Source organism: Citrobacter sp. XY323, assembly GCF_025106035.1.
Lineage (GTDB): Bacteria > Pseudomonadota > Gammaproteobacteria > Enterobacterales > Enterobacteriaceae > Citrobacter > Citrobacter braakii.
In genome coordinates this window covers 44,570-70,638 of the sequence record NZ_JANYUK010000012.1, presented here as the reverse complement: position 1 = coordinate 70,638, position 26,069 = coordinate 44,570, and the positions used below count along the sequence as shown (strand labels likewise).

The window sequence follows — 26,069 nt, the reverse complement described above, 5'->3', positions numbered from 1 at the left end:
CGCCGTATCCGGCAATAAACCCGTTAATACAGCTTATTTTCCCGCATAAACGACTCACCGCCTAGCTGGCGCATTTGGCGCATAATCCACGCCTGACGGCTACGTACATAACCAGAAGGCGCATTCGCTTTAAAACGCAAAGGATTGGGTAATACCGCCGCCAGCAAGGCCGCTTCAGACAGACTCAGCCGACTGGCTGGCTTATGGAAATAGCGCTGCGCCGCTGCCTCCACGCCGAAAACCCCATCACCAAACTCAGCAATATTCAGGTAAACGGTCAGAATACGCTTCTTGCTCCAGACGGTTTCCATACCCAGCGTTAGCCCGGCTTCGAGACCTTTACGCACCCAGCTACGTCCATCCCACAGAAAGAGGTTTTTTGCCGTCTGTTGCGATAACGTCGACGCCCCGCGAATACGGTTTTCATTACGTTCGTTGTGCGCCAGCGCTTTCTCTATGGCGGAAACATCGAATCCCCAGTGCTCGGGAAACTTCTGGTCCTCCGCGGCGATCACCGCCAGTCCCATCCACGGTGAGATCTCATCCATGCTCACCCAGTCTGAGTGCGCCACATAACCGAAATCACCGGACAGCCATGCGCTCAGTTGCCGCTCGACCATCACGGCAGAGAAAGGGACTGGCATCACGCTGAAAAGTACGATGCCCCCGCCCCAGAATACGGCGAGGACAACGACCGCCCGCAGAAAGATACGTCGCAGAAAGGCGGTAACTCCTTTTCTCATTCAGCCAGCACCAGCACACGTGATACCAGTTTATCGATACCACTCGCGGCCTGAGCGATGTCCTGCGCCAGCATATAGGCGGGAGTAGTGACGATTTTGTTGTCTTCATCAACGACAATGTCATCAACCGGACAAGGCACATGCTCAGCGCCCATCACTTCCAGCACCTCTGCCGTATCAATATCAGTACCGATGGTCAGACGCAGCGGAAAGTCAAAAATTTTAGGTAACATGGCAGGCGCAATGCACATAAATCCCAGCGGCTTACCCGCCTGATGCATAGCCACCGCCAGCGCAGCTAAGTCGCTATCAACCCGGCACTCACTGCCCTGGCTGGCAAAATTGCTCAGATTTTTGGCCGCGCCAAACCCGCCTGGCACGATCAACGCATCCAGTTCCGTTGAGACTGCCTGAGCAAGTGGGCGAATATCACCGCGTGTTATACGGGCGGCTTCAATCAGCACATTACGCGTTTCCTGCATCGGCTCGCCGGTCAGATGATTAATCACATCCGCTTGTTGTTTATCCGGTGCGAAACAGACGGCCTGAGCACCGTTGCGGGCAATCGCCAGAAGCGTGAGAACAGTTTCATGGATCTCTGCGCCGTCATACACGCCGCATCCGCTGAGCACTACACCCACTTTTTTCATCGTGATACTCCTTTCTCAACTGGCTGAAACATATTAGTTATTATGATTTAAATGCTACGCTTCACACATTTAACTGATTCATGTAACAAATTATTTAAGATTTGCTATCTTAACTGCGTGCGGCCTGAAAATTAGGGCTGCGCCCTTGTAAACAATGATAATAATTTACGGCGCAGCCACGATTTCCCTGGTGTTGGCGCAGTATTCGCGCACCCCGGTCAAGCCGGGGTCATTTTTTTTCCACGCTCGCCACCCAGGCCTTCAATACCGCCACGTCGTGCTGCCACTCCTGCTTCATCTCTTCAATCCATTCAGCAACATTATCTTCCCAGGCTGGAAGATCTGGCGACTGGATTTGCTGACCTAACTGTTGCAGGTGGCGCAGCCCCACGGAACCTGCCGCGCCTTTAATTTTATGGCCTTCCTCAACAACGCCTTTTTTATCCCGTGCGGTCAGATTGGACTCCAGCACGCTCAAATATCCCGGCATCATCTTCTCAAACACCGCCAGCCCGTCGGTTATTAACTTCGGTCCCACCAGCTCGAGGTATTGTTCCAACATAGGAATATCTAACAGCGCTTGCGATTTACTGCTCTCTTCAGATGTCACAGTGCTCTCCTCTTTGTTTCGGGTATCCCAGTATTTTTTGATCATGGCGGTTAACGCCGGAACCGACAGCGGTTTACTCAGCACATCGTCCATTCCCGCGTCCAGATACTCTTTTTTATCTTTCAGAACGTTGGCGGTAAGCGCAACCAGCGGCGGCAGGTCCTCACGGGCGTATTTTTGCGTCAGCTCGCGCGAGATATCCAGACCGGTCATATCCGGTAGCTGAATATCCAGCAGCACCAGGTCATATTCACCCGGCGTGAACATTTCCAGCGCGGCTTTCCCGGTCATGGCGACATCCACGCTGTTGCCCAGTTTTTCCAGCACTGAACGCGCGACAATAACGTTCAGTTCGATATCTTCCACCAGCAGCACATTCAGGGCTGGCAGCGGCATGTCGTCGTCTTCAAAGGCGTCTTCAATCTCTTCCGCTACCGCAGGCGCATGCACGGTCAGCGTAAAGATGGAGCCTTTGCCAGCCTGGCTGGAGACCGTAATATCGCCGCCCATGTTTTTCGCCAGACGCTTCGATACGGCCAGTCCAATCCCGGTTCCCGTTGCCGGTTTGCCGCCATTGCTGTCCTTCACCTGATAATACATGGCGAAGATTTTATCTTGCTCATCCTGCGGAATACCGATCCCAGAATCTTCAACCTCGAAATGCAGTATATTCCCCTGGTCATAGCGCGCCCGCACGGTTACCTGCCCCTGCTGGGTAAACTTCACGGCGTTGCTGATCAGATTCCACAGAATCTGGCGCAAACGCGTGCCGTCGGTAATGACCTTATGCGGTAGTGGTAACGTCGGCTCAAGCACAAAACGCAGCCCTTTTTGCTGCGCCTGCAGGCCAGAGAGGTTTTCCAGATCCGCCATAAAGCTGGTGAAATCGATCGGTTGGTTATCGAGCTGAACTTTACGTCGCTCCATCTTATCCATGTCGATAATATCGTTGAAAATATTCCCCAGCGTCACGGCAGAGACGTGGATTGTTTTCAGGTATTTTTCCTGCTCAGCGGTCAGATCCGTATCCAGCAGGATCCGGCTTAAGCCGACAATGCCGTTAAGCGGAGTACGCAGTTCGTGGCTGATGGTAGAAATGAAGGTGGTCTTATCGCGGCTGGCGCGCTCTAGCGCATCCTGATAACGCTTACGCTCGGTAATATCGCGCCCAAAGCCCATTAGACCATGTCGCTTACCTACGCGGTCATAGTAAGGCACTTTGCGAATTTCAAAGCAGGCTTTGCGCCCGTCCGGATAGTCCAGCCACTGTTCGTAGGTGAGTGAGACGTTATGACGGAACACCTTCTCGTCGGTTTCAATGACCTTTTCTGCCGCCTCAGGGGAGTAAACATCAGCCGGTTTTAAATTCACCAACTGCTTTTCGCTCTTGCCGGTCAGCAGTTCCATGGCACGGTTACAGCCGGAAAATTCTTTATCTTCATTACGATAAAAAACCAGATCCGGCGAGGCATCAAGGAAAGAGCGTAAAAAGGAAGACTGCTGCTCAAGCTGAATCTGCGCTTCTTCGCGCTCTTTGATTTCAACCTTCAACTGCTCGAACGTATCCTGGCGCTCCGCTTCGGCTTTTTCGCGCTCAACAATTTCCTGATTAAGCTGGGCAATATTATCTTTCAACTGCACATTGAGCTTGAGATCGCGCTCGCGCATCTCTTCCAGCTTTTGTACCAGTCGTGACAAGCGTTGCCGGGACTCTTCCAGTTGCTCCACCACCACTGACAGAAAATAGACGGCCCAGGGGGTAATTAACAGACCAAAAAAGATAGAGCGGATAACATCAATGCTTTCTACCTGGCCATGCAGCACCATGGTGACAGCCATCTGCACCACAATCGCCAACACGACCAGCGCCAGCGCCAATAACAGCGAAAAGCGCACCAGACCCAATTTCATCATCAGGTCGACGTAATATTGCGCCAGCATACGGATTTGCTTCATAGAGGGTTCCTTCACGACAACTTGGCACAATAATACTCAATTCTCAGCGTGACGTTGAAGATTGTGCAAGAAATGCGGAGGTTATCGGTGAAATGACCGAGGAGAGATTCAACGTGGGCCTGATAAGCGTAGCGTCATCAGGCAAGCAGGCGCAGATTGCCGGATGGTTAGCTCCCAGGCTGAATCCACGGAGTGCCAAGCGCAGAGCCTTGAACACCATGAGCATTGAGATAGCGATCCAGTTCGACCATCCCGGTCCAGCGGTTTTCACACCATAGCGGAGCCAACAGCATTGGGCGACGCGCGCTGGCAGAGATTCGATGATAAATCACCTCTGGCGGCGTATGGCGGATCATCTCCCCGGCGGTAACCGTGTAGTCGTCCAGTTCAATTCCGTTCAGCCGTCCGGCTTCCCAGGCCTTTGCCATCGTACTGCCTTTCACAATATGCAGCGGATGCAGCTTAATACCGTCAACGCCCGTCTCCACCACTCGTTCCATGGTTTGCAGACAGTCTGCCTGTCCTTCTCCCGGCAGGCCAACAATCAGGTGTGAGCACACTTTCAGCCCGCGCTCGCGCGCCAGCCGCGTGGTGTTCTGATAGCAGGCAAAATCATGGCCGCGGTTAATCCGGTGCAGAGTTTTGTCATGCGCGGTTTGCAGACCGAGCTCCAGCCATACCTCATAGCCGAGGTCTTTATACTCACAAAGCAGATCGAGTACCGCATCCGGCACGCAGTCGGGGCGCGTCCCAACGCATAACCCGACGATGTTGGCCTGGCTGACCGCCTGTTGATACATCGAACGCAGCACCTGTACTTCCGCGAAGGTGCTGGTATAAGCCTGGAAATAGGCCAGATAGCGTCTGGCGCGATTGACCAACTGCGCCTGATGCTCAAGCTGCTCGGCAATTGAATGGTGCTGCTGTGCTTCATCGGCAAACGAGGCGACATTACAGAAAGTACATCCGCCGCGTCCGATGGTGCCATCACGGTTTGGACAGCTAAATCCGCCGTGCAGCGTGAGTTTATGAACCTTTTGCCCATAACGGCGAGAAAGATCCCCACCAAACATATTGACTAATTTCTGTAACTGCATAATCTGGTAGACCGCGCCTTGAAAAGAGGCCAAAGCCTGCCATTTTTTGCCCCAGTCGGCGATGACCTGGATCAATCGCCCTGGCGAGCCTTTATTTATTGCATAACAAATCAAAATAATCGAAATTTCATTCACTCAAAATATAATTACTTTTCCTTATATCCAGCTGTTTTTTTTATCTTCTTATACTCTCAGCGTAAAAACAGTATCTTTAAGACGCCAAAACTCTAAAAACCAGCATAAAATGCCAAGTATATCGATAAACAAAGGGAGGACGAGAGATATCCGGCCTCTCTTACAGTGAGACAGATCACACTTCCCAGGGCATCCTCCTCAGGTTATATCAATGTATAAAACCCTTTTATTTCAATATTTTCATAAAGTTAATTGCCCAATAGCACATTTTTGCATAAATAAGATTGCCATTTGACCTGTGTGTGGATTCCCGATAACTTGGAAATCCGCTGGAAGCTTTCTGGATGAGCAGTCTGCTCATCATATTTATGCAGTAATTGAGATTCCCTCTGAAGCAAGTCCTCAAACTTGTTTGACCTGTGCGAAAAGGATAAAGAGGGCGAATGCGAGGTAAGCGTATGCACGCAAACCCCGTCGCCATGCTCTTGGTGTGCCCGTGCGCAACGGTCCAGATGGGAATCCCGCAGAGCCTGGGGAGGTTCACTGATATGTTGTACGATAAATCCCTTGAGAGGGATAACTGTGGTTTCGGCCTGATCGCCCACATAGAAGGCGAACCTAGCCACAAGGTAGTGCGTACCGCCATACACGCACTGGCCCGCATGCAGCACCGTGGCGCAATTCTTGCCGATGGAAAAACCGGCGATGGTTGCGGCCTGCTGTTACAAAAACCTGACCGCTTTTTCCGCATCGTAGCGCAAGAGCGCGGCTGGCGTTTAGCCAAAAACTACGCCGTCGGCATGATCTTTTTAAATAAAGACGCTGAGCTGGCAGCGGCTTCTCGTCGCATTGTAGAAGAAGAATTACAGCAGGAGACCCTGTCGATTGTCGGCTGGCGCGACGTGCCGACTAACGAAGGTGTTCTCGGTGAAATTGCGCTCTCCTCCCTGCCTCGTATCGAGCAAATTTTTGTTAATGCCCCTGCGGGCTGGCGTCCGCGTGATATGGAGCGTCGCCTGTTCATCGCGCGCCGTCGTATCGAAAAACGCCTCCAGGAAGATAAAGACTTCTACGTCTGTAGCTTGTCGAACCTGGTCAATATCTATAAAGGTCTGTGTATGCCGGCGGATCTGCCGCGCTTTTACCTGGACCTGGCGGACCTGCGTCTGGAATCGGCCATCTGCCTGTTCCACCAGCGCTTCTCCACCAACACCGTACCACGCTGGCCGCTGGCGCAACCGTTTCGCTACCTGGCGCACAATGGTGAAATCAACACCATCACCGGCAACCGCCAGTGGGCGCGCGCCCGTACCTATAAATTCCAGACGCCGCTGATCCCTGATCTGCACGACGCCGCACCGTTCGTTAACGAAACCGGCTCCGACTCCAGCTCAATGGATAACATGCTGGAACTGCTGCTGGCTGGCGGGATGGATATCATCCGCGCCATGCGTTTACTGGTACCGCCGGCCTGGCAGAACAACCCGGATATGGACCCGGAGCTGCGCGCGTTCTTCGACTTTAACTCCATGCACATGGAGCCGTGGGATGGTCCGGCGGGTATCGTTATGTCCGACGGTCGCTTTGCCGCCTGTAACCTTGACCGCAACGGCCTGCGTCCGGCGCGCTACGTCATCACCAAAGACAAGCTGATTACCTGCGCTTCTGAAGTCGGGATCTGGGATTATCAGCCAGATGAAGTGGTTGAGAAAGGTCGCGTCGGCCCTGGGGAGTTGATGGTTATCGATACCCGTAGCGGGCGCATTCTGCATTCGGCTGAAACCGATGACGATCTGAAAAGCCGCCACCCCTACAAAGAGTGGATGGAGAAGAACGTCCGCCGTCTGGTGCCTTTCGAAGACCTGGCTGACGATCAGGTCGGCAGCCGTGAACTGGACGATGACACCCTCGCCAGCTACCAGAAACAGTTTAACTACAGCGCTGAAGAGCTGGATTCCGTTATCCGCGTGCTCGGTGAAAATGGTCAGGAAGCGGTCGGTTCAATGGGTGATGATACCCCGTTTGCCGTGCTCTCCAGCCAGCCGCGCATCATTTATGACTACTTCCGCCAGCAGTTTGCCCAGGTCACCAACCCGCCGATCGACCCGCTGCGTGAAGCGCACGTCATGTCGCTGGCCACCAGCATCGGTCGTGAGATGAACGTCTTCTGCGAAGCCGAAGGTCAGGCGCACCGTCTGAGCTTTAAGTCGCCGATCCTGCTGTACTCCGATTTCACCCAGCTCACCACCATGAAAGAGGAGCATTATCGCGCTGACCGACTGGATATCACCTTCGACGTGACTGAAACCACGCTCGAAGAGACCGTCAAGGCATTGTGCGATAAGGCTGAACAGATGGTGCGTAACGGCACAGTGCTACTGGTGCTCTCTGACCGTAATATCGCAAAAAACCGCTTGCCGGTTCCGGCACCGATGGCCGTTGGCGCAGTACAAACACGTCTGGTAGAACAAAGCCTGCGTTGCGATGCCAACATCATCGTTGAAACCGCCAGCGCCCGTGACCCGCACCATTTTGCCGTTCTGCTCGGTTTTGGCGCGACGGCCATTTATCCGTATCTGGCGTATGAAACGCTGGGACGTCTGATCGACACTCAGGCGATTGCCAAAGATTACCGGACCGTGATGCTGAACTACCGTAACGGCATCAACAAGGGTCTGTACAAAATCATGTCCAAAATGGGCATCTCGACCATCGCCTCTTACCGCTGCTCGAAGTTGTTTGAAGCCGTTGGTCTGCACGATGATGTTGTGGCTTTATGCTTCCAGGGCGTGGTCAGTCGCATCAGCGGCGCGGGTTTTACCGACTTCCAGCAGGATCTGCTGAACCTCTCCAAACATGCCTGGCTGGCGCGTAAGCCTATCAGCCAGGGCGGTTTGCTGAAATACGTCCACGGCGGCGAATACCACGCCTACAACCCGGACGTGGTGCGCACGCTGCAACAGGCAGTACAAAGCGGCGAGTACAGCGACTATCAGGAATATGCAAAGCTGGTCAATGAGCGTCCGGCGGCCACGCTGCGCGATCTGCTGGCGATTACACCTGGCGATGAAGCCGTAAGCATTAGCGAAGTAGAACCCGCAACCGAACTGTTTAAACGCTTTGATACCGCAGCGATGTCTATCGGGGCATTAAGCCCGGAAGCACACGAGGCGCTGGCCGAAGCCATGAACAGCATCGGCGGTAACTCGAACTCCGGTGAAGGCGGCGAAGATCCGGCACGCTACGGCACTAACAAGGTGTCGCGCATTAAGCAGGTGGCTTCCGGTCGCTTTGGCGTAACCCCAGCGTACCTGGTCAATGCTGATGTCATTCAGATTAAAGTCGCTCAAGGCGCGAAGCCGGGCGAAGGCGGTCAGTTACCGGGTGATAAAGTCACCCCGTACATCGCCAAACTGCGTTATTCGGTGCCGGGCGTGACGCTGATCTCCCCACCGCCGCACCACGATATCTACTCTATCGAGGACTTAGCGCAGCTGATTTTCGACCTGAAACAGGTCAACCCGAAAGCGATGATCTCGGTGAAGCTGGTTTCTGAACCAGGCGTCGGTACCATCGCCACCGGCGTGGCGAAAGCCTATGCGGATCTGATTACCATTGCCGGCTACGATGGCGGTACCGGTGCAAGTCCGCTCTCCTCAGTGAAATATGCGGGCTGCCCGTGGGAACTCGGTCTGGTGGAAACCCAGCAGGCGCTGGTGGCTAACGGTCTGCGTCACAAGATCCGTCTGCAGGTCGATGGCGGTCTGAAAACCGGCGTCGATATCATTAAAGCGGCAATTTTGGGTGCAGAAAGCTTCGGTTTCGGCACCGGCCCCATGGTCGCGCTGGGCTGTAAATACCTGCGTATTTGCCATCTGAACAACTGCGCAACCGGCGTGGCAACTCAGGATGACAAACTGCGTAAGAACCACTATCACGGCCTGCCGTTCAAAGTGACTAACTACTTTGAATTTATCGCCCGCGAAACCCGCGAGCTGATGGCACAACTGGGCGTAAAACGTCTGGTGGATCTGATTGGTCGTACCGACCTGCTCAAAGAGCTGGAAGGGTTTACTGCCAAGCAGCAGAAACTGGAGCTGTCTCGTCTGCTGGAAACCGCTGAACCGCATCCAGGTAAAGCGCTGCATTGCACTGAAAACAATCCGCCGTTTGATAACGGCGTGCTGAACGCCCAGCTGTTACAGCAGGCGAAACCGTTTGTCGACGAGCGCCAGAGCAAAACCTTCTGGTTCGATATCCGCAACACCGACCGTTCCGTCGGCGCATCGCTGTCGGGCTATATCGCTCAGACGCATGGCGATCAGGGGCTGGCATCTGACCCGATTAAAGCGCACTTCAGCGGTACCGCAGGCCAGAGCTTCGGCGTGTGGAACGCGGGCGGCGTGGAGCTGTATCTGACCGGCGATGCCAACGACTATGTCGGTAAAGGCATGGCGGGCGGCCTGCTGGCAGTGCGTCCTCCGGTTGGCTCTGCTTTCCGTAGCCATGAGGCGAGCATCATTGGTAACACCTGCCTGTATGGTGCTACCGGTGGCCGCCTGTTTGCTGCGGGTCGTGCGGGTGAGCGTTTTGCGGTGCGTAACTCCGGCGCTATTACCGTGGTTGAAGGTATTGGCGACAACGGCTGTGAATATATGACCGGCGGCATCGTGTGTATTCTCGGCAAAACCGGCGTCAACTTCGGTGCGGGCATGACCGGCGGATTCGCCTACGTGCTCGACGAAGACGGTGAATTCCGCAAACGCGTGAACCCGGAACTGGTAGAAGTACTGAGCGTGGACTCGCTGGCTATTCATGAGGAACACCTGCGCGGTCTGATTACCGAGCACGTACAACATACCGGTTCTTCACACGGCGAAGAGATCCTGGCGAACTGGCCAGCATTCTCGGCGAAATTCGCGCTAGTAAAACCGAAATCCAGTGATGTGAAAGCACTGTTGGGTCACCGTAGTCGTAGCGCAGCAGAGCTGCGTGTGCAGGCGCAGTAAGGGGTAGCAGCAATGAGTCAGAACGTATACCAATTTATCGACCTGCAGCGCGTTGATCCACCGAAGAAACCGCTGAAGATCCGTAAGATCGAATTTATCGAGATCTACGAGCCGTTTTCAGAAGGCCAGGCCAAAGCACAGGCAGATCGCTGTCTTTCCTGCGGCAACCCGTACTGCGAGTGGAAGTGCCCGGTACATAACTACATCCCGAACTGGCTTAAGCTGGCGAATGAGGGACGTATTTTTGAAGCGGCAGAACTGTCGCACCAGACTAACACTCTGCCGGAAGTCTGTGGCCGAGTGTGCCCGCAGGATCGTCTTTGTGAAGGATCCTGCACGCTAAACGATGAGTTCGGTGCGGTGACTATCGGCAACATAGAGCGCTATATCAACGATAAAGCGTTCGAGATGGGCTGGCGTCCGGATATGACTGGCGTTCGCCAGACGGACAAGCGCGTGGCGATCATCGGTGCAGGTCCGGCGGGCCTGGCCTGTGCTGATGTGCTGACCCGCAACGGCGTGAAGGCGGTGGTATTTGACCGCCACCCGGAAATCGGCGGTCTGCTGACCTTCGGGATCCCGGCATTCAAGCTGGAGAAAGAGGTCATGACCCGTCGCCGTGAAATCTTCACCGGTATGGGCATTGAGTTCAAACTAAACGTGGAAGTGGGCCGCGACGTGCAGCTTAACGATCTGCTGAAGGATTACGATGCCGTGTTCCTTGGCGTAGGTACCTATCAGTCGATGCGCGGTGGGCTGGAAAACGAAGACGCTTCCGGCGTATTTGATGCCCTGCCGTTCCTGATCGCCAATACCAAACAGTTGATGGGATTTGGCGAAAGCAGTGACGAGCCGTACATCAGCATGGAAGGCAAACGCGTCGTTGTTCTCGGCGGTGGCGATACCGCGATGGACTGCGTGCGGACCTCAGTTCGCCAGAACGCGGCACACGTGATCTGCGCCTATCGCCGCGACGAAGAGAACATGCCGGGTTCCAAACGCGAGGTGAAAAACGCGCGTGAAGAAGGCGTCGAGTTCCAGTTCAACGTCCAGCCTTTAGGCGTGGAAGTGAATGCCAACGGTAAAGTGTGCGGCGTGAAAATGGCGCGCACTGAAATGGGCGAACCGGATGCGAAGGGGCGTCGCCGCGCGGAGATCGTCGCCGGTTCCGAGCACGTTGTTCCGGCTGATGCGGTGGTACTGGCGTTTGGCTTCCGCCCGCACAGTATGGAGTGGCTGAAAGAGCACAGCGTCGAGCTGGATTCTCAGGGCCGTATTATTGCTCCGGAACGCAGCGATAACGCCTTCCAGACCAGTAACCCAAAAATCTTCGCTGGTGGCGACATCGTGCGTGGTTCGGATCTTGTAGTCACCGCGATTGCCGAAGGTCGTAAAGCGGCAGACGGTATCCTGAACTACCTGGAAGTGTAAGTAAGCATCTTCTGGCATCTCATCTTCAAACGCTGATGAGATGCCAGATTCCTCGCAATACCCCTGCCCCCTCCCCTCTATCAACACCGTGAAAGAGAACTAAAAAACATACGGAAACGTTTGCTTTATTCTGAAAACTGTATATTATGCGGCGGATTTTTTGGGCAAAATTCATGGAGGCGTTGTGTCGCAGGACAACAATTATAGCCAGGGCCCCGTCCCTCTGGCGGCGCGGAAGGGCGTGATTCCACTAACGTTTGTCATGTTGGGACTCACATTTTTTTCCGCCAGTATGTGGACCGGTGGCACACTCGGTACCGGTCTTTCCTATAATGATTTCTTCCTTGCAGTTCTCTTCGGTAATCTTCTCCTCGGTATTTACACTGCATTTCTCGGTTTTATCGGCGCAAAAACAGGGCTCTCAACCCACCTTCTGGCACGTTACTCATTTGGTTTGAAAGGTTCATGGCTTCCCTCACTGCTCTTAGGCGGTACACAGGTAGGCTGGTTTGGCGTTGGTGTGGCCATGTTTGCTATCCCGGTTGGCAAAGCGACGGGGATTGACGTCAATATTCTGATTGCGGTTTCCGGTCTGTTGATGACCCTGACTATCTTTTTTGGCATCTCGGCTCTGACCGTTTTATCTATCATCGCCGTACCTGCCATCGTCGTTCTTGGCAGCTACTCCGTCTGGCTGGCGGTGAGCGATGTCGGCGGTTTAGACCATTTAAAAGCGATAGTGCCGCAGACACCGCTGAATTTCTCCACCGCACTGGCGCTGGTGGTCGGCTCATTTATCAGCGCAGGCACGTTAACCGCCGACTTTGTCCGCTTTGGCCGCAACGCCAAAGGTGCGGTACTGATTGCCATGGTGGCATTTTTCCTTGGCAACTCATTGATGTTTATCTTCGGCGCTGCGGGTGCCGCCGCTGTTGGACAGGCGGACATCTCTGACGTAATGATTGCTCAGGGCCTGCTGCTGCCCGCAATTGTGGTTCTCGGCCTGAATATCTGGACCACCAACGACAATGCGCTCTACGCTTCAGGTTTGGGATTTGCCAATATTACCGGCCTTTCCAGCCGTTCGCTGTCGGTGGCTAACGGTATTATCGGCACACTGTGCGCACTGTGGCTTTACAATAACTTTGTCGGTTGGCTGACATTTTTGTCGGCAGCGATTCCTCCAATTGGTGGAGTGATTATCGCCGACTATCTGCTGAACCATCGCCGATATGCCGACTTCAGCAAAGCACAATTTATTTCCGTAAACTGGATAGCTATCCTGTCCGTTGCACTGGGGATTGCCGCCGGTCACTATATTCCCGGTATCGTGCCCGTCAACGCCGTACTCGGCGGCGTATTCAGCTATATCCTGTTGAACCCACTTTTCAATCGCAGCCTTGCTAAATCACCAGAGGTCAGCCATGCAGAATAATAACATCACCATTCGTCAGGCGCGTTTACAGGGACGCGAAGGATTGTGGCAGCTCACGGTTGAAAACGGGCGCTTCAGCCGAATTGAGGCTCAGGATGCCGCTACATTGCCACAGGGTGAAGTGCTTGATGCCGAAGGTGGCCTGGCAATCCCACCGTTCGTAGAGCCACATATCCACCTGGATACCACGCAAACCGCGGGGGAGCCGAGCTGGAACCAGTCTGGTACGTTATTTGAAGGCATTGAGCGCTGGGCCGAACGTAAGGCAATGCTCACTCACGATGACGTCAAAGCGCGCGCCATGCAGACTCTTAAGTGGCAGATGGCCAACGGCATCCAGTATGTCCGCACTCACGTTGACGTTTCCGACCCTACGCTGACGGCGCTGAAAGCCATGCTGGAGGTGAAGCAAGAAGTCGCTCCGTGGGTAGAGCTACAGATTGTCGCGTTCCCGCAAGAGGGCATTCTTTCTTATCCCAACGGTGAAGCGTTATTAGAGGAAGCCGTGCGTTTGGGTGCCGACGTCATTGGTGCGATCCCCCACTTTGAATTTACGCGTGAATATGGCGTGGAGTCGTTGCACAAAATTTTCGCCCTCGCGCAAAAATACGACAGACTTATCGACGTGCACTGTGACGAAATTGACGATGAGCAATCACGCTTTGTTGAAACCGTCGCGGCGCTGGCCCATCGCGACAATATGGGCGAGCGCGTGACCGCCAGCCATACTACGGCAATGCACTCCTATAACGGCGCGTATGCTTCCCGTCTTTTCCGCCTGTTGAAAATGTCCGGCATTAACTTTGTCGCGAATCCACTGGTGAATATTCACCTGCAAGGGCGCTTTGACACGTATCCTAAACGCCGCGGCGTTACACGCGTCAAAGAGATGCTGGAGGCGGAGATCAACGTCTGCTTCGGCCATGATGACGTCTTCGATCCGTGGTATCCGCTAGGCACCGCGAATATGCTGCAGGTACTGCACATGGGGTTACATGTGTGTCAGCTGATGGGATACGGACAAATTAACGATGGCCTGAATCTGATCACCACCCACAGCGCGAAAACCCTGCACCTGCAGGACTACGGTCTGAGCGTGGGGAATTCCGCGAACCTGGTGATTTTACCGGCAGAGAATGGGTTTGACGCGGTTCGTCGCCAGACGCCTGCACGTTATTCCATTCGTCACGGGCGAATTATTGCCGAGACTGTGCCGAGCCAAACGACGCTGCATCTGACGCAGCCGGAAGCGGTGACGTTTAAGCGCTAGGTTGTAATATCCGGTGTCGGATGGCGCAAGCCTTGCCATCCGACACCGTCACTCTCATCGTCAGGTGTGTAATAAACTGGCGCGCACCTTGATCACCACCTTTTTGATGTCCATCGGAGCCTGTACCACACAGCCCGGCTTATGCGGCTCGCCCGGCATAAAAATCACAAATCTTCCCGGCTTTAGTACCATCGCCTGCTCATCGGCAATCAGACTACACAGCTGATAATCATCCTCAACGTGCATCTCTTCACACTGACGAGCAGAATCAGTCATCCCGAACAGAATGCGTTCTTCACCGGATAACAGTACTTGAATATCAATGTACTCCCTGTGCAGTTCCGCTTTCTTTTGCTCCGGGCTCTGCGTTGCAAATTGCATAACATTCATAAAAATATTATCGCCCTGCAACTCGTAGCGCCCTGGCGTTTTCTCCTGCGGATTCGCCGCAACAGCCAGCGTTAACGCCTGCTGCAAAACCGGATGTAATCCGGCAGAAGGCAATGAACGCAACTCAGCTGACATCATAATCAATCTCCCTGGGCCAACAGCGCGGCCCCCAGTAATCCAGCGTCATTACGGTAATGCGCCGCCCGTAACTCTACGTGGTAAGCCGAAGGCTCTTGTGCCAGATAGTTCTCCACCAGCGCCAGATACCCTTCTGCCAGCCCCACGCTGCCGCCAATCACCACAATCTGGCAATCGATCGTGGCCTTCACATCGGCGACAAGCCTTGCCAAAGTACGTGCCGAACGATGGATCAACCGACTGGCCAGCTCATCACCCTGCCCGGCGCGGCTAAAAATGGTTTTGGCGTCGCATCCAGCAAGCGCGCCTTCGGCAGCCGCCGCGATCCCACGACCGGAAGCGATCGCCTCGACACAACCCACACGCCCGCAACCGCACACCGGCCCATGCGGATCAGCCAGCGTATGTCCCAGATGCCCGGCCAGACCGCCAATCCCGGTCAGCAGCTTCCCATCACTTACCACCCCGCCGCCTACACCAGTGGAGACGGTGATAAACACCATATCGCGGTACTCGCCGCCAAGCGCATGATACTCAGCCCACGCCGCGGCCTGCGCGTCATTGACTGCCAGCGTCGGCAAAGCGGTGAGATCTTCTAGCGTTTGCACCAGAGGAAAATGCAGCAGCCCGCCGAGGTTGTGCGGGTTCAGCGCCAATAGAGAACCGTCGCGGATAATCCCCGTTGAGGCGATCGCCACCCGCGTTGCCTGCCCCTGTAGCGGCACAACCAGTGCTTGTAACGCGGCACGCAGAGCATCCGGTGTTTTGCTGGCGGGCGTCGGCAATTCATGACGCTCTTGGATTTGCAGGCTGCTGTCTACCAGTGCGACAGCCAGTTTGGTGCCGCCAATATCAATCGACAGCGTGGTCATAGCACCGCCTTTTTAAGCGCTGTGTTGTACCACTGGCAAATGTGCTCCAGCCGGGTAATGGCTGAGCCGACTGTCACCGCCCATGCGCCATGACGCATCGCCTCAGCGGCCTGCGCTGGCGTGTTGTAACGTCCTTCAGCAATCACCCGACAACCCGCGTCGCTTAAAGACTTCACCAGAGCCAGATCCGGTTCTTCGGGCGTTTCTGCCGTGGTATAACCAGAAAGGGTAGTGCCAATGATTTCGGCACCGAGTTTCTGGCAGGCCATGCCATCCGCCATGGACGAACAGTCAGCCATCGCAAGGCGTTGGTGATGATGAATACGCGCCAGTAAGGTTTCTACAGGTACCGGACGTACGCGATCGGTACCGTCGATGGCGATGATGTCAGCGCCTGCCTGCGCTAACGCATCAACATCCTCCAGATATGCGGTGATGCGGACCGGAGAGTCATCAAGGTCACGTTTGAGAATGCCGATAATCGGCACCGAAACTACCGCCCTGGTCGCTTTCAGGTTTTCCACCCCTTCAATGCGTAACGCCACCGCGCCAGCCTGTTCTGCGGCCAGCGCCATCGCCGCAACAATTTCCGGTTTATCTAACGGGCTGTCAGGAACAGGCTGGCAGGAGACAATCAGCCCGCCGTTCGCGGCAATCTTGATATCCAGTTGTTCAAGTAACGACATGCTTATTCCCTTATGACTATTGCCCGGCGCAGGACCGGGCAAACGGATTAACTTTTGGATTTCACCATGGTGCTTTTGTCGCCGCCAAACGGCACGGCCCCGCTAAACGGTTTGCCATCAATGGCATCATGCGTACGCAATGCTTCAGGCCGCAGCCAGCGCTGTACGCGAGACGGCATATCGAGACCAATCAGCAGGATCACCACAAATGTCAGGCCGAAAGAGAGCGATCCCAACGCGGTGCCCAGATCCAGTCGTTGGGCAATCAGCGCACCGATGATCGGTGCCAACGCCCCGCCCAGTGCACCCACGTTGTAGGTGAAGCCCAGACCCGCCGCACGCTGGTCGGTATCGAAATAGCCGCCAATCAGTTTTGGTAAGATCCCGGAGATCCCCTGACCGAGCATTTGCTGGAAAAACAGCAGTAAACCCAGTACCCAGACGTTTGAGCCGCCAATCGCAAACACTGGAATAATGAGCAACTGCGAAGCCAGCAGACTGCAGACATAGGCCTTACGCGTGCCCAGCCAGTCGCCAAGAAAACCACCGACGCAACAACCGACCGCCGCGCCAAAGCCGCTAAAGAAGAGTACCCTGGCGACAGTGGAAGGGTCATACAGCAGTTCGGTTTTCAGATAGGTTGGCAGCAGCGCCTGAATCGGCCACGAGTAAAGGAAGGCAAACAGCACAACCACCATCAGCATGACGCCCGTCGGCCAGCGTTTCCCGCTGCTTTGCACCATAAAACTAATGAAGATAAACGCGCATATCAGGCCAAGGACCGCCACGATAGCCGCATTTTGCAGGTTGCCTGCAAAGCAGAACCACAGCGCGGTTGCGGCGGCGAGAGTCATCACAATATTGATAACCCGATGTTCGCCCCGGTAGAGAATGTCCACCATCGTGCGTACCGGCGCTTTGCCTTCGTGTTTCTCTTTCCAGTCTTCCGCTTCCGGAATATTTTTACGCAGCCAGAGGGCGAAGATAATCGGCAAAATGCCGATGAAGAACAGCGCGCGCCATCCCCAGACCGGGACCACCAGGCTGTAGACCTGCGCGGCGATCACTGCGCCTACAGAGAAGCCGGAAATCAGGAAGCCGCTGGCTTTGTTTCGCAGGTGCCTGGGCCAGCTTTCAATAACATAAGTTGCGCTGGAGCCGTACTCACCAGCCATCCCCATACCGATAACCAGGCGGGCGATAAACATGGTGGTGTAGCCCGGCGCGAAGCCGCAGGCCAGCGTCCCCACAGAGAACAGAATGATACTGGTGACCATCGCCAGGCGGCGTCCATAACGATCGCCCATCGCGCCCAGCATTAACCCGCCAAACCAGCGGGAGATAAAAGCGGCCGAGATCAGACTGGCCGCCTGCACCGTCGTCAGTCCGAATTCGCCTTGTACTTCCGTCAGCACAAGGGCGATTAATACAAAATCAAAACCATCAAGCAAATATCCCAGCCAGGCGGCAGAAAATGCCCGCCATTGTGCCCGATTGAGATGGCGATACCACGGGATGCTCTGGGTAGAAGTACTCATTTTACTCTCCCGACGATCTTTATTTTCGTTGTGGTGCCGGATGGCGGATTCGCCTTATCCGGCCTACGAGTCTTGTTTTTGCAGGCCGGATAAGCATTGTGCTATCCGGCGTCCGATCAGTCGCGTTCCAGCATTAATTGCTGGGCCAGCGCTTTCAGTTCCGGCAGATATTGTTCATCTACCGGGGCAAATGGTTTACGGCACAGCGGAACAGAAACCACGTCCATATAGTGCAATACCGTCTTCAGGCCGCGGAACACGCCAACCTTAATGAGCAGATCGATAACCTTATTGCACTCGGTTTGCAGCTTTTGCGCCGTCCGGATGTCGCCTTCTTTGAGCGCTTTCACAATTCCCTGATAACGCCATCCCATAATGTTGTAAGTGCTACCGATACCGCCATCAGCGCCCGCCAGCAGACCAGAAGCGAAGATCTCGTCATAGCCGTTATAAAGCACCAGATCGGGGTGAGCGCGGCGGATCTGTTCCATCTGATAGAGATCGCCTGAGGTTTGCTTCAGCGCGCCAACGCCCGGCAACGTCACCAGCGTGTTGATCTGATCCAGCGTCAGTTTTACGCCGCTCAGCGCCGGGATGTTATAGACCACCATCGGCAAGCCATCAGCGGAATCAATAATTGCACGGTAGTGATCGCAGTGCTCTTCAAAGCTGAACGGATAGTAAAACGGTGTGACGGCTGAAACCGCATCAAAGCCGTAGCGATGCGCGGCACTCGCCAGCTGTTGGCTCTCTTCGGTACTCACTGTGCCAACGTGAGCGATCAGCGTCACCTTGCCTTTCGCTTCTTCGGCAACAATTTCCAGTACCTGCTCTCTCTCAGCGCGGTTTTGGACAAAGGCCTCACCCGTAGACCCACCGACATAGAGCCCGTCGATCCCTTGCCCAATGTTGAAACGCACCAGGCGGCGCAGGCTCTCAATGTCCAGTCGCTGTTGGCTATCGAATGGGGTTAACAACGCTGGCATTACGCCTTTTAAATCTCTTGCCATAGCTACCTCTGATGATGATTAGTGTTATCTGACTGCATACCTTTATACCTGTTATACCAGATCAAATAAGCAGCAATACAATACAGAACGCTTATAGTGCGATCTGCCTCACTAAACGATCGTCAGGATCGCGATTACTTACGCAATTTTTTACTTTTGCTGAAGGCGTGCCAGGTAGCGGAAACGCTGTTGAGATGTTCTTGCAGTGCGCGGTCAGCTTCCTCAGGGTCGCGCTGACGAATCGCGTCGACAATAGCGATATGCTGCTGATAACTCACGTTATTGTGCTCATACAACTCTTGGTCGGCTACGGTCGGACGGGCGGCAATCAGCCAGTCTAACAGCGCAACATGGATAGCCATAAAGATGGGATTGCCCGGGATCTCCGCCAGTATGCGGTGAAAATCAACGTCCGAGCGAATGAACAGCGTATTGTCATCGAGCGACTGGCTGTTGATCTCCAGTGCTTTCGCCAGTCTGTCGATTTGCTCATCCGTCGCATGTTCTGCGGCGTATCGTACCAGGCTGGATTCAAAGAACAGTCGCAACTGTTCGAAGTGGGCAATGCCGCCGGGATGCGCGAGGAAATCTTTCGCCATACCGGACAGCTCGCTGATAATGGTATCAGCTGAAGGACGCGAAACGCGGGCGCGCTCGCCATTGTTGATTTGCACCAGACCTTTGCGTTTTAACGCTGCCAGCGCTTCTCGTACAGAAGGACGGCCCACGTTAAAGAAGGCCATCAGCTCCCGCTCAGACGGCAACTGTTCGCCCTCGCCAAATTCCCGACGACGAATCATCTGCTCCAGTTCTTCTTCAACCATTTCAGACAGCTTTTTACGCGCCAGCGGGCGGTTGCGTAAGCTACGGCCAATGGTGGATGGAGAGTCTTCAGCTTGCGAATCAAATGCGTTCATAGGGCCCATTCAGCTAAGTCGTGGTGACAAATAACAGCGGGTTTATCCTAACACAGGATCGAAAGCAGGGTGAAATGATGGTCAATCAGACTGTCGGGCTTATTGGTGGTCTAACGCATCCGGATATTTTGTTACGCTAAAACATTCAGCTTATCTTTAATTGAAAACAATCATATTCGCTTCGTGAAATTTATGAATATGAACGTGATAAATTATCATAACCATCTATTTTATAACGATAAATAATTTAAACATCGAATTAAAAATAAGATATTCACTCCATAAAAATCGCCCGAAAAAATATAACATCCGTTTGGACAACAGCGTTATTACCGGATTTATCTTCTTCTCTGGCATGGAGTGAAACAATGTTCGGCATCATTATCTCTGTCATCGTTTTATTAACGATGGGTTACCTGATCCTCAAAAACTACAAACCGCAGGTAGTGCTGGCAGCCGCGGGGATCTTCCTGATGATCTGCGGCGTCTGGCTAGGCTACGGCGCGCTGGTCGCTAACGACAAGAGCAGCGGCTATCTACTGGTCGATATTTACAACGAAATTCTGCGTATGCTTTCCAATCGGGCGGCCGGACTAGGGTTATCAATCATGGCAGTAGGTGGTTATGCCCGTTATATGGACAGGATGGGGGCCAGCAGAGCGATGGTTAGCCTGTTAAGCCGCCCGCTTAAGCTAATCCGCTCACCCTATGTTGTTCTTGCCGCCACCTATGTGATTGGTCAGATCATGGCGCAGTTCATCACCAGCGCTTCCGGGTTAGGCATGCTGCTGATGGTGACGCTGTTCCCGACGCTGGTCAGTCTTGGCGTGAGCCGTTTATCCGCGGTGGCGGTCATTGCCACTTCAATGTCAATTGAATGGGGCATTCTGGAAACCAACTCTATTTTTGCCGCGCAGGTGGCGGGCATGAAAATCGCTACCTACTTCTTTCACTATCAGTTACCCGTCGCATCGTGTGTTATCGTCGCCGTCGCTATTGCACATTTTTTCGTTCAGCGGCAGTTTGATAAAAAAGCATTCCCGGAAAGCTACGGATTCGCTGAACAAAAGACGCTGGAAAACGTGCCACCTCTCTATTACGCCATTCTACCCGTCATGCCGTTGCTTCTGATGTTGGGCTCGCTTGCCCTGGCACATATGGGGTTAATGAAAACAGAGCTGAATCTGGTGGTGGTCATGCTGATGAGCATGACGCTGACGATGTTTGTCGAGTTCCTGCATAAACATAATCTGCGCGAAACGATGGATGACGTGCAGGCCTTCTTTGACGGCATGGGAACCCAGTTTGCCAACGTTGTCACGCTGGTGGTCGCCGGTGAGATCTTTGCGAAAGGGTTGACGACTATCGGGACTGTCGACGCCGTAATAAAAGGTGCAGAGCATTCCGGCCTTGGCGGTATCGGCGTGATGATCATCATGGCCGTGGTCATTGCCGCCTGTGCGATTGTCATGGGGTCAGGTAACGCCCCGTTTATGTCTTTTGCCAGCCTGATTCCAGATATTGCCGCCGGACTACATATTCCTGCGGTAGTGATGATTATGCCGATGCATTTTGCTACTACGCTGGCCCGGGCGGTATCCCCCATTACAGCGGTCATTGTGGTGACATCAGGTATTGCGGGCGTATCGCCCTTTGAGGTGGTAAAACGTACGGCCATTCCGATGGCGGTGGGATTTGTGGTCAATATGATAGCCACCATCACGCTGTTTTACTGATCCCGAAGGCAGAAAACAGAACAGGCCCCAAAGGGCCTGTTTTTTATTTCACTACGCGTAGCGCTGGACGCCCACCGCGTGGCGGCGGCGGAGTGTCATCCGGATCGTTGTCGTCGCCATTGTCAGGCTTATCGCCATCAATGACCGACATGACCGTTTCACTCTCAAAACCAGGTGCGTCGTTGTCGTCATCATTTAAGCTGGCGACATCTTCGTCGTAGGCGGCTTCCGGCTCGAACATAGTACCGGCGCCATTTTCACGAGCATAAATTGCCAGAACTGCCGCCAGCGGTACAGAAACCTGACGCGGCACACCACCGAAGCGCGCGTTAAAGCGCACTTCATCGTTAGCCAGTTCCAGGTTACCCACCGCACGCGGTGCGATATTCAGAACAATTTGCCCATCACGCGCATATTCCATAGGAACCTGCACGTCCTGAAGCGTCACATCCACCACCAGGTGCGGCGTAAGCTGGTTGTCTAACAACCACTCATAGAATGCGCGCAGCAGATACGGACGGCGTGGTGTTAGCTGTGGCAAATCCATACAGGTTAACCCCGGCCCAGACGCATTTCACGTTCAGGCTCAGTCAGAGAAGCCAGGAAAGAATCACGTTCAAAGACGCGAGTCATGTACCCTTTCAGTTCTTTCGAACCTGCACCGTTGAATTCAATGCCCAGCTGCGGTAAACGCCACAGCAGCGGCGCCAGGTAGCAGTCTACCAGGCTGAACTCATCGCTCAGGAAGTAAGGTTTCTGGCCAAATACTGGTGCAATTGCCAGCAGTTCTTCGCGCAGACGCTTACGCGCGACTTCGGCTTCAGAAGCAGAACCGTTCACGATGACGTTCATCAGCGTGTACCAGTCTTTTTCAATACGCTGCATGTACAGGCGGCTTTCACCACGCGCAACCGGGTAAACCGGCATCAGCGGCGGATGCGGGAAGCGCTCATCCAGGTATTCCATAATGATGCGAGATTCCCACAGGGTCAGCTCACGATCCACCAGTGTCGGTACGCTCTGATTCGGGTTGAGGTCGATCAGATCCTGCGGTGGATTGTCCTTCTCCACATGCTCAATCTCGAAACTAACACCTTTCTCAGCCAGCACAATGCGGACCTGATGGCTATAGATGTCAGTAGGACCAGAAAACAGCGTCATTACCGAACGTTTGTTGGCAGCGACAGCCATGAAAACCTCCAGGTATATTCAGAATTTTTACTGCTACCAGCCACTAAGTGGCCAGCCAGAAGTGATGTCACCCATATTCGGGAAAGCCATTACTGTTCAAAATACAAACAAAAAATGAACGATACCGGACATTTGGGCAGAAAATTGGATGATAGTTTACCAGATTTTGTGACCTTTGTGGTGAGTCGATTCTTGAAATGGGGAAAAAGAGGTGGCAATCAGCGGATTACCGTGGTTATACGGAGAGCAGTAACGATAAAAAAACCCGCCGAAGCGGGTTTTTTCGCAAATTGTCGTCTGCCGAAGCAGAGTACAATTAACGTTTGGAGAACTGAGGACGACGACGTGCTTTACGCAGACCGACTTTCTTACGTTCAACCTGACGAGCATCACGGGTAACGAAGCCAGCTTTACGCAGTTCGCCACGCAGGGATTCGTCGTACTCCATCAGAGCGCGGGTGATACCGTGACGGATCGCACCAGCCTGACCAGAGATACCACCACCTTTAACAGTGATGTACAGATCCAGTTTCTCAACCATGTCGACCAGTTCCAGCGGCTGACGAACTACCATGCGGGCAGTTTCACGACCGAAGTACTGTTCCAGAGAACGTTGGTTGATTACGATTTTACCACTGCCCGGTTTGATGAAAACGCGAGCTGCGGAACTTTTGCGGCGACCAGTGCCGTAGTATTGATTTTCAGCCATTGCCTATAATCCCGATTAGATGTCAAGAACTTGCGGTTGCTGTGCCGCGTGGTTGTGCTCGTTGCCAGCGTAAACTTTCAGTTTACGGAACATAGCACGACCCAGCGGGCCTTTTGGCAGCATGCCTTTAACCGCGATTTCAAGCACACGCTCAGGACGGCGAGCAATCATCTCTTCAAAGGTCGCTTGTTTGATACCGCCGATGTGACCGGTGTGGTGATAGTACACTTTGTCAGTACGCTTGTTGCCAGTTACAGCAACTTTGTCAGCGTTCAGAACGATGATGTAATCACCGGTATCTACGTGCGGAGTATATTCCGCTTTGTGCTTACCGCGCAGGCGCAGAGCCAGTTCGGAAGCCAGACGGCCCAGAGTTTTACCGGTCGCGTCAACAACATACCAGTCGCGTTTTACGGTTTCTGGTTTAGCTGTAAAAGTTTTCATTAAAAGCTTACCCAAATAAATAAGTTACACGTTGGTGAACACCCAAACGTTTTGTCAGTTGAGGTTCACACGACATTGTCCAGCAAACCTACCCCTTCGAATAGCCTATGCCGGCGCATAGAAAGTTTTGGGAAAAAAACTCTCTCGTAACGTGGGGTCGCAAGATTATAGAGAAGTCAGGGTCAAAGATCGACCCCTTTATGTGATTTGCAGCAGGTTTAACCGGCTAAATGTTCCCGCTTCAGATACTCTTCGCTTTGCATCTCCTGCAAACGCGACAAACAACGCTGAAATTCAAACTTCAGACGCTCGCCCTGATAAATTTCATAAAGTGGTGAGGCCGCACTGACCACCAGCTTAACGTGGCGTTCGTAGAACTCATCCACCAGTGCGATAAAACGCCGCGCTTCGCTCTCCATCAGCGTCGTCATGACCGGCACATCAGACAACAGCACCGTATGAAACAGACGCGATAGCGCAATGTAGTCATGCTGACTACGCGCATCGACACAGAGCGTGGTGAACGACACCGCCAGCGTTTGGTTTTCGACGGCCAGCGTCTGCATCGGACGATGATTGATCTCCAACGTCGGCGCATGTTCACTTTTCGTTCCCGCTAATGCCAGCCAGAGCTTGTCCATCTGCTGGCGGGTTTCCTCATTCAGTGGCGACAACCACAAATGCGCCTGCGTTAAGGTGCGCAGACGATAATCGACGCCAGCATCGACATTCATGATGTCACAATGCTGTTTGATGGCATCAATGGCAGGAAGAAAACGCGTGCGTTGCAAACCGTTGCGATACAGCTCATCAGGCGGAATATTGGAGGTTGCCACCAGCGTAATACCACGGGCAAACAGCGCCTTCATCAGACCGCCGAGCAGCATGGCGTCGGTGATGTCAGAAACAAAAAATTCGTCAAAGCACAGCACGTCCGTTTCAGCCTTAAAGCGGTCGGCAATGATTTCCAGCGGATCGCTATGCCCCTGCAGGGCCGTAAGCTCTTCATGGACGCGCAGCATAAAACGGTGAAAGTGCAAACGCTGTTTACGCCCGCCCGGCAGGCTATGGAAGAACAGATCCATCAGCCACGTTTTTCCTCGCCCGACTCCGCCCCACATATACAGACCACGCACTGGCGCGTTGGTCGGTGACTCACGCTTTCCCAGCAATTTGCCAAAACGCGCCATCAGTCCGCTCTCCTGCGGCGCAGGACGTGCTGGCGTCGAAAGCGCCTGGAAAATTGTTTCCAGTCGATTCACTGCTTCTTGTTGTACGTTGTCGGGCTGATGACTGCCGTCTTTGAGGGCTTGCTGGTAACGCGATGTCGGGGAAAGGCTTTGCATGATGTTATTGTTATTCCTTGAGAATCGATGTGCCGTCGCTCACGGTTGACGAAAAAAAGGCCGTTCTACATTACGTGATATAAACACGGGATTCCACTTCTACGGGATTAGCGGTTATAGTGGCATAATCAGGCGCAGGCATGGAGCCTAAAGCCAACACCCTACGGAAACACAAGACAACGGGAGATGTTCATGACCTGGGAATATGCGCTAATTGGGTTAGTCGTCGGTATCATTATTGGTGCTGTAGCCATGCGTTTTGGTAATCGTAAATTACGCCAACAGCAGGCATTGCAGTACGAACTGGAAAAAAATAAAGCTGAGCTGGAAGAGTACCGCGAAGAGCTGGTGAGCCACTTTGCCCGCAGCGCTGAACTGCTGGATAACATGGCGGACGATTATCGTCAGATCTACCAGCATATGGCGAAAAGCTCCAGCAACCTGCTGCCGGGTATGTCACCGGAAAATAATCCGTTCCGTAATCGTCTGGCAGAGTCCGAAGCGGGTAACGATCAGGCGCCGGTTCAGATGCCGCGTGACTATTCTGAAGGCGCATCTGGCCTGCTGCGTAGTGGCGCAAAGCGCGACTAACTGCACATCGTTAAGAAATTTATTGGGCGCAGCAATTGCGCCCTCCGCTTCTCTTCCTGTCCCAGCTATTATTTAGTCGTTAGCCTCATTGTGACCAAACCGAAAATTCAATAACATCAAACTGTTTTGAATCATCTTCCGTTTACTCAAGGTACGAGAGCAGGA

At 53.7% G+C, this 26,069-nt stretch carries 21 protein-coding genes; 6 read left to right on the top strand and 15 right to left on the bottom strand.

What is annotated here, in order from left to right; translation table 11 throughout:
- Positions 1 to 23: 23 nt before the first annotated feature.
- The 4 genes from mtgA to N0B36_RS16255 form a co-directional block, all read right to left on the bottom strand.
- Positions 24 to 743 carry a monofunctional biosynthetic peptidoglycan transglycosylase gene (gene mtgA, locus N0B36_RS16270; protein ID WP_259688638.1) on the bottom strand — a complete coding sequence of 240 codons (720 nt, stop codon included), beginning with the start codon at positions 741 to 743 and terminating at the stop codon, positions 24 to 26.
- On the bottom strand, positions 740 to 1,393 hold the full coding sequence (elbB, locus tag N0B36_RS16265) for an isoprenoid biosynthesis glyoxalase ElbB (protein ID WP_047358524.1): 654 nt from the start codon (positions 1,391 to 1,393) through the stop codon (positions 740 to 742). The genes mtgA and elbB overlap by 4 nt, the downstream gene beginning before the upstream one ends.
- Before the next feature lie 229 nt (positions 1,394 to 1,622).
- Positions 1,623 to 3,959: an aerobic respiration two-component sensor histidine kinase ArcB gene (gene arcB / locus N0B36_RS16260; protein ID WP_016154693.1), complete on the bottom strand. Its 2,337-nt coding sequence runs from the start codon at positions 3,957 to 3,959 to the stop codon at positions 1,623 to 1,625.
- A gap of 167 nt (positions 3,960 to 4,126) precedes the next feature.
- Positions 4,127 to 5,056 (bottom strand): TIGR01212 family radical SAM protein, encoded by a 930-nt coding sequence (locus tag N0B36_RS16255; protein ID WP_049040958.1) that lies wholly within the window; start codon positions 5,054 to 5,056, stop codon positions 4,127 to 4,129.
- A 683-nt stretch (positions 5,057 to 5,739) separates the two neighbouring features.
- Here N0B36_RS16255 and gltB point away from each other — a divergent pair.
- The 4 genes from gltB (at position 5,740) to N0B36_RS16235 (ending at position 14,336) form a co-directional block, all read left to right on the top strand.
- Complete coding sequence (gene gltB / locus N0B36_RS16250; protein ID WP_049040924.1) at positions 5,740 to 10,200, top strand: glutamate synthase large subunit; 4,461 nt, start codon at positions 5,740 to 5,742, stop codon at positions 10,198 to 10,200.
- 12 nt (positions 10,201 to 10,212) lie between these two features.
- Positions 10,213 to 11,631 (top strand): glutamate synthase small subunit, encoded by a 1,419-nt coding sequence (locus N0B36_RS16245; protein WP_016154696.1) that lies wholly within the window; start codon positions 10,213 to 10,215, stop codon positions 11,629 to 11,631.
- Between the two features lie 184 nt (positions 11,632 to 11,815).
- A complete protein-coding gene (gene codB, locus N0B36_RS16240) occupies positions 11,816 to 13,066 on the top strand; it encodes a cytosine permease (RefSeq protein ID WP_047358527.1) in 1,251 nt (416 codons plus the stop codon).
- Positions 13,056 to 14,336, top strand: a complete 1,281-nt coding sequence (locus N0B36_RS16235; protein WP_016157577.1) for a cytosine deaminase — start codon at positions 13,056 to 13,058, stop codon at positions 14,334 to 14,336. Before codB ends, N0B36_RS16235 begins: the two co-directional genes overlap by 11 nt.
- Positions 14,337 to 14,396: 60 nt before the next feature.
- On the opposite strand, the gene nanQ is transcribed toward N0B36_RS16235, so the two are convergent.
- The 6 genes from nanQ to nanR form a co-directional block, all read right to left on the bottom strand.
- Positions 14,397 to 14,864: an N-acetylneuraminate anomerase gene (gene nanQ / locus N0B36_RS16230; protein ID WP_259688637.1), complete on the bottom strand. Its 468-nt coding sequence runs from the start codon at positions 14,862 to 14,864 to the stop codon at positions 14,397 to 14,399.
- A 2-nt stretch (positions 14,865 to 14,866) separates the two neighbouring features.
- Positions 14,867 to 15,736 carry an N-acetylmannosamine kinase gene (gene nanK / locus N0B36_RS16225; protein ID WP_259688636.1) on the bottom strand — a complete coding sequence of 290 codons (870 nt, stop codon included), beginning with the start codon at positions 15,734 to 15,736 and terminating at the stop codon, positions 14,867 to 14,869.
- Positions 15,733 to 16,422 (bottom strand): N-acetylmannosamine-6-phosphate 2-epimerase, encoded by a 690-nt coding sequence (locus N0B36_RS16220; protein WP_259688635.1) that lies wholly within the window; start codon positions 16,420 to 16,422, stop codon positions 15,733 to 15,735. The genes nanK and N0B36_RS16220 overlap by 4 nt, the downstream gene beginning before the upstream one ends.
- 47 nt (positions 16,423 to 16,469) lie before the next feature.
- Positions 16,470 to 17,960, bottom strand: a complete 1,491-nt coding sequence (gene nanT / locus N0B36_RS16215) for a sialic acid transporter NanT (RefSeq protein ID WP_016154702.1) — start codon at positions 17,958 to 17,960, stop codon at positions 16,470 to 16,472.
- 116 nt (positions 17,961 to 18,076) lie between these two features.
- A complete protein-coding gene (nanA, locus tag N0B36_RS16210) occupies positions 18,077 to 18,970 on the bottom strand; it encodes an N-acetylneuraminate lyase (RefSeq protein ID WP_016154703.1) in 894 nt (297 codons plus the stop codon).
- Positions 18,971 to 19,104: 134 nt separating this feature from the next.
- A complete protein-coding gene (nanR, locus tag N0B36_RS16205; protein WP_016154704.1) occupies positions 19,105 to 19,896 on the bottom strand; it encodes a transcriptional regulator NanR in 792 nt (263 codons plus the stop codon).
- 359 nt (positions 19,897 to 20,255) lie between these two features.
- On the opposite strand from nanR, the gene dcuC reads away from it, so the two are divergent.
- Entirely contained in the window at positions 20,256 to 21,623 is a 1,368-nt protein-coding gene (dcuC, locus tag N0B36_RS16200; RefSeq protein WP_153689973.1) for an anaerobic C4-dicarboxylate transporter DcuC, read from the top strand.
- Between the two features lie 43 nt (positions 21,624 to 21,666).
- On the opposite strand, the gene sspB is transcribed toward dcuC, so the two are convergent.
- The 5 genes from sspB to zapE all read right to left on the bottom strand — a co-directional run bounded on the left by sspB (position 21,667) and on the right by zapE (position 25,313).
- Complete coding sequence (sspB, locus tag N0B36_RS16195; protein WP_016154706.1) at positions 21,667 to 22,170, bottom strand: ClpXP protease specificity-enhancing factor; 504 nt, start codon at positions 22,168 to 22,170, stop codon at positions 21,667 to 21,669.
- A gap of 5 nt (positions 22,171 to 22,175) precedes the next feature.
- Positions 22,176 to 22,814, bottom strand: coding sequence for a stringent starvation protein SspA (gene sspA / locus N0B36_RS16190; protein WP_003025132.1), 639 nt, complete (start codon positions 22,812 to 22,814; stop codon positions 22,176 to 22,178).
- Between the two features lie 316 nt (positions 22,815 to 23,130).
- Positions 23,131 to 23,523, bottom strand: a complete 393-nt coding sequence (rpsI, locus tag N0B36_RS16185) for a 30S ribosomal protein S9 (RefSeq protein WP_003025138.1) — start codon at positions 23,521 to 23,523, stop codon at positions 23,131 to 23,133.
- Positions 23,524 to 23,538: 15 nt separating this feature from the next.
- On the bottom strand, positions 23,539 to 23,967 hold the full coding sequence (gene rplM / locus N0B36_RS16180) for a 50S ribosomal protein L13 (RefSeq protein WP_003025141.1): 429 nt from the start codon (positions 23,965 to 23,967) through the stop codon (positions 23,539 to 23,541).
- A 218-nt stretch (positions 23,968 to 24,185) separates the two neighbouring features.
- Positions 24,186 to 25,313 carry a cell division protein ZapE gene (gene zapE / locus N0B36_RS16175; RefSeq protein ID WP_259688634.1) on the bottom strand — a complete coding sequence of 376 codons (1,128 nt, stop codon included), beginning with the start codon at positions 25,311 to 25,313 and terminating at the stop codon, positions 24,186 to 24,188.
- 192 nt (positions 25,314 to 25,505) lie between these two features.
- Here zapE and zapG point away from each other — a divergent pair, with 192 nt between their 5' ends.
- Complete coding sequence (gene zapG, locus N0B36_RS16170; RefSeq protein ID WP_003025147.1) at positions 25,506 to 25,904, top strand: Z-ring associated protein ZapG; 399 nt, start codon at positions 25,506 to 25,508, stop codon at positions 25,902 to 25,904.
- Positions 25,905 to 26,069 lie beyond the last annotated feature (165 nt).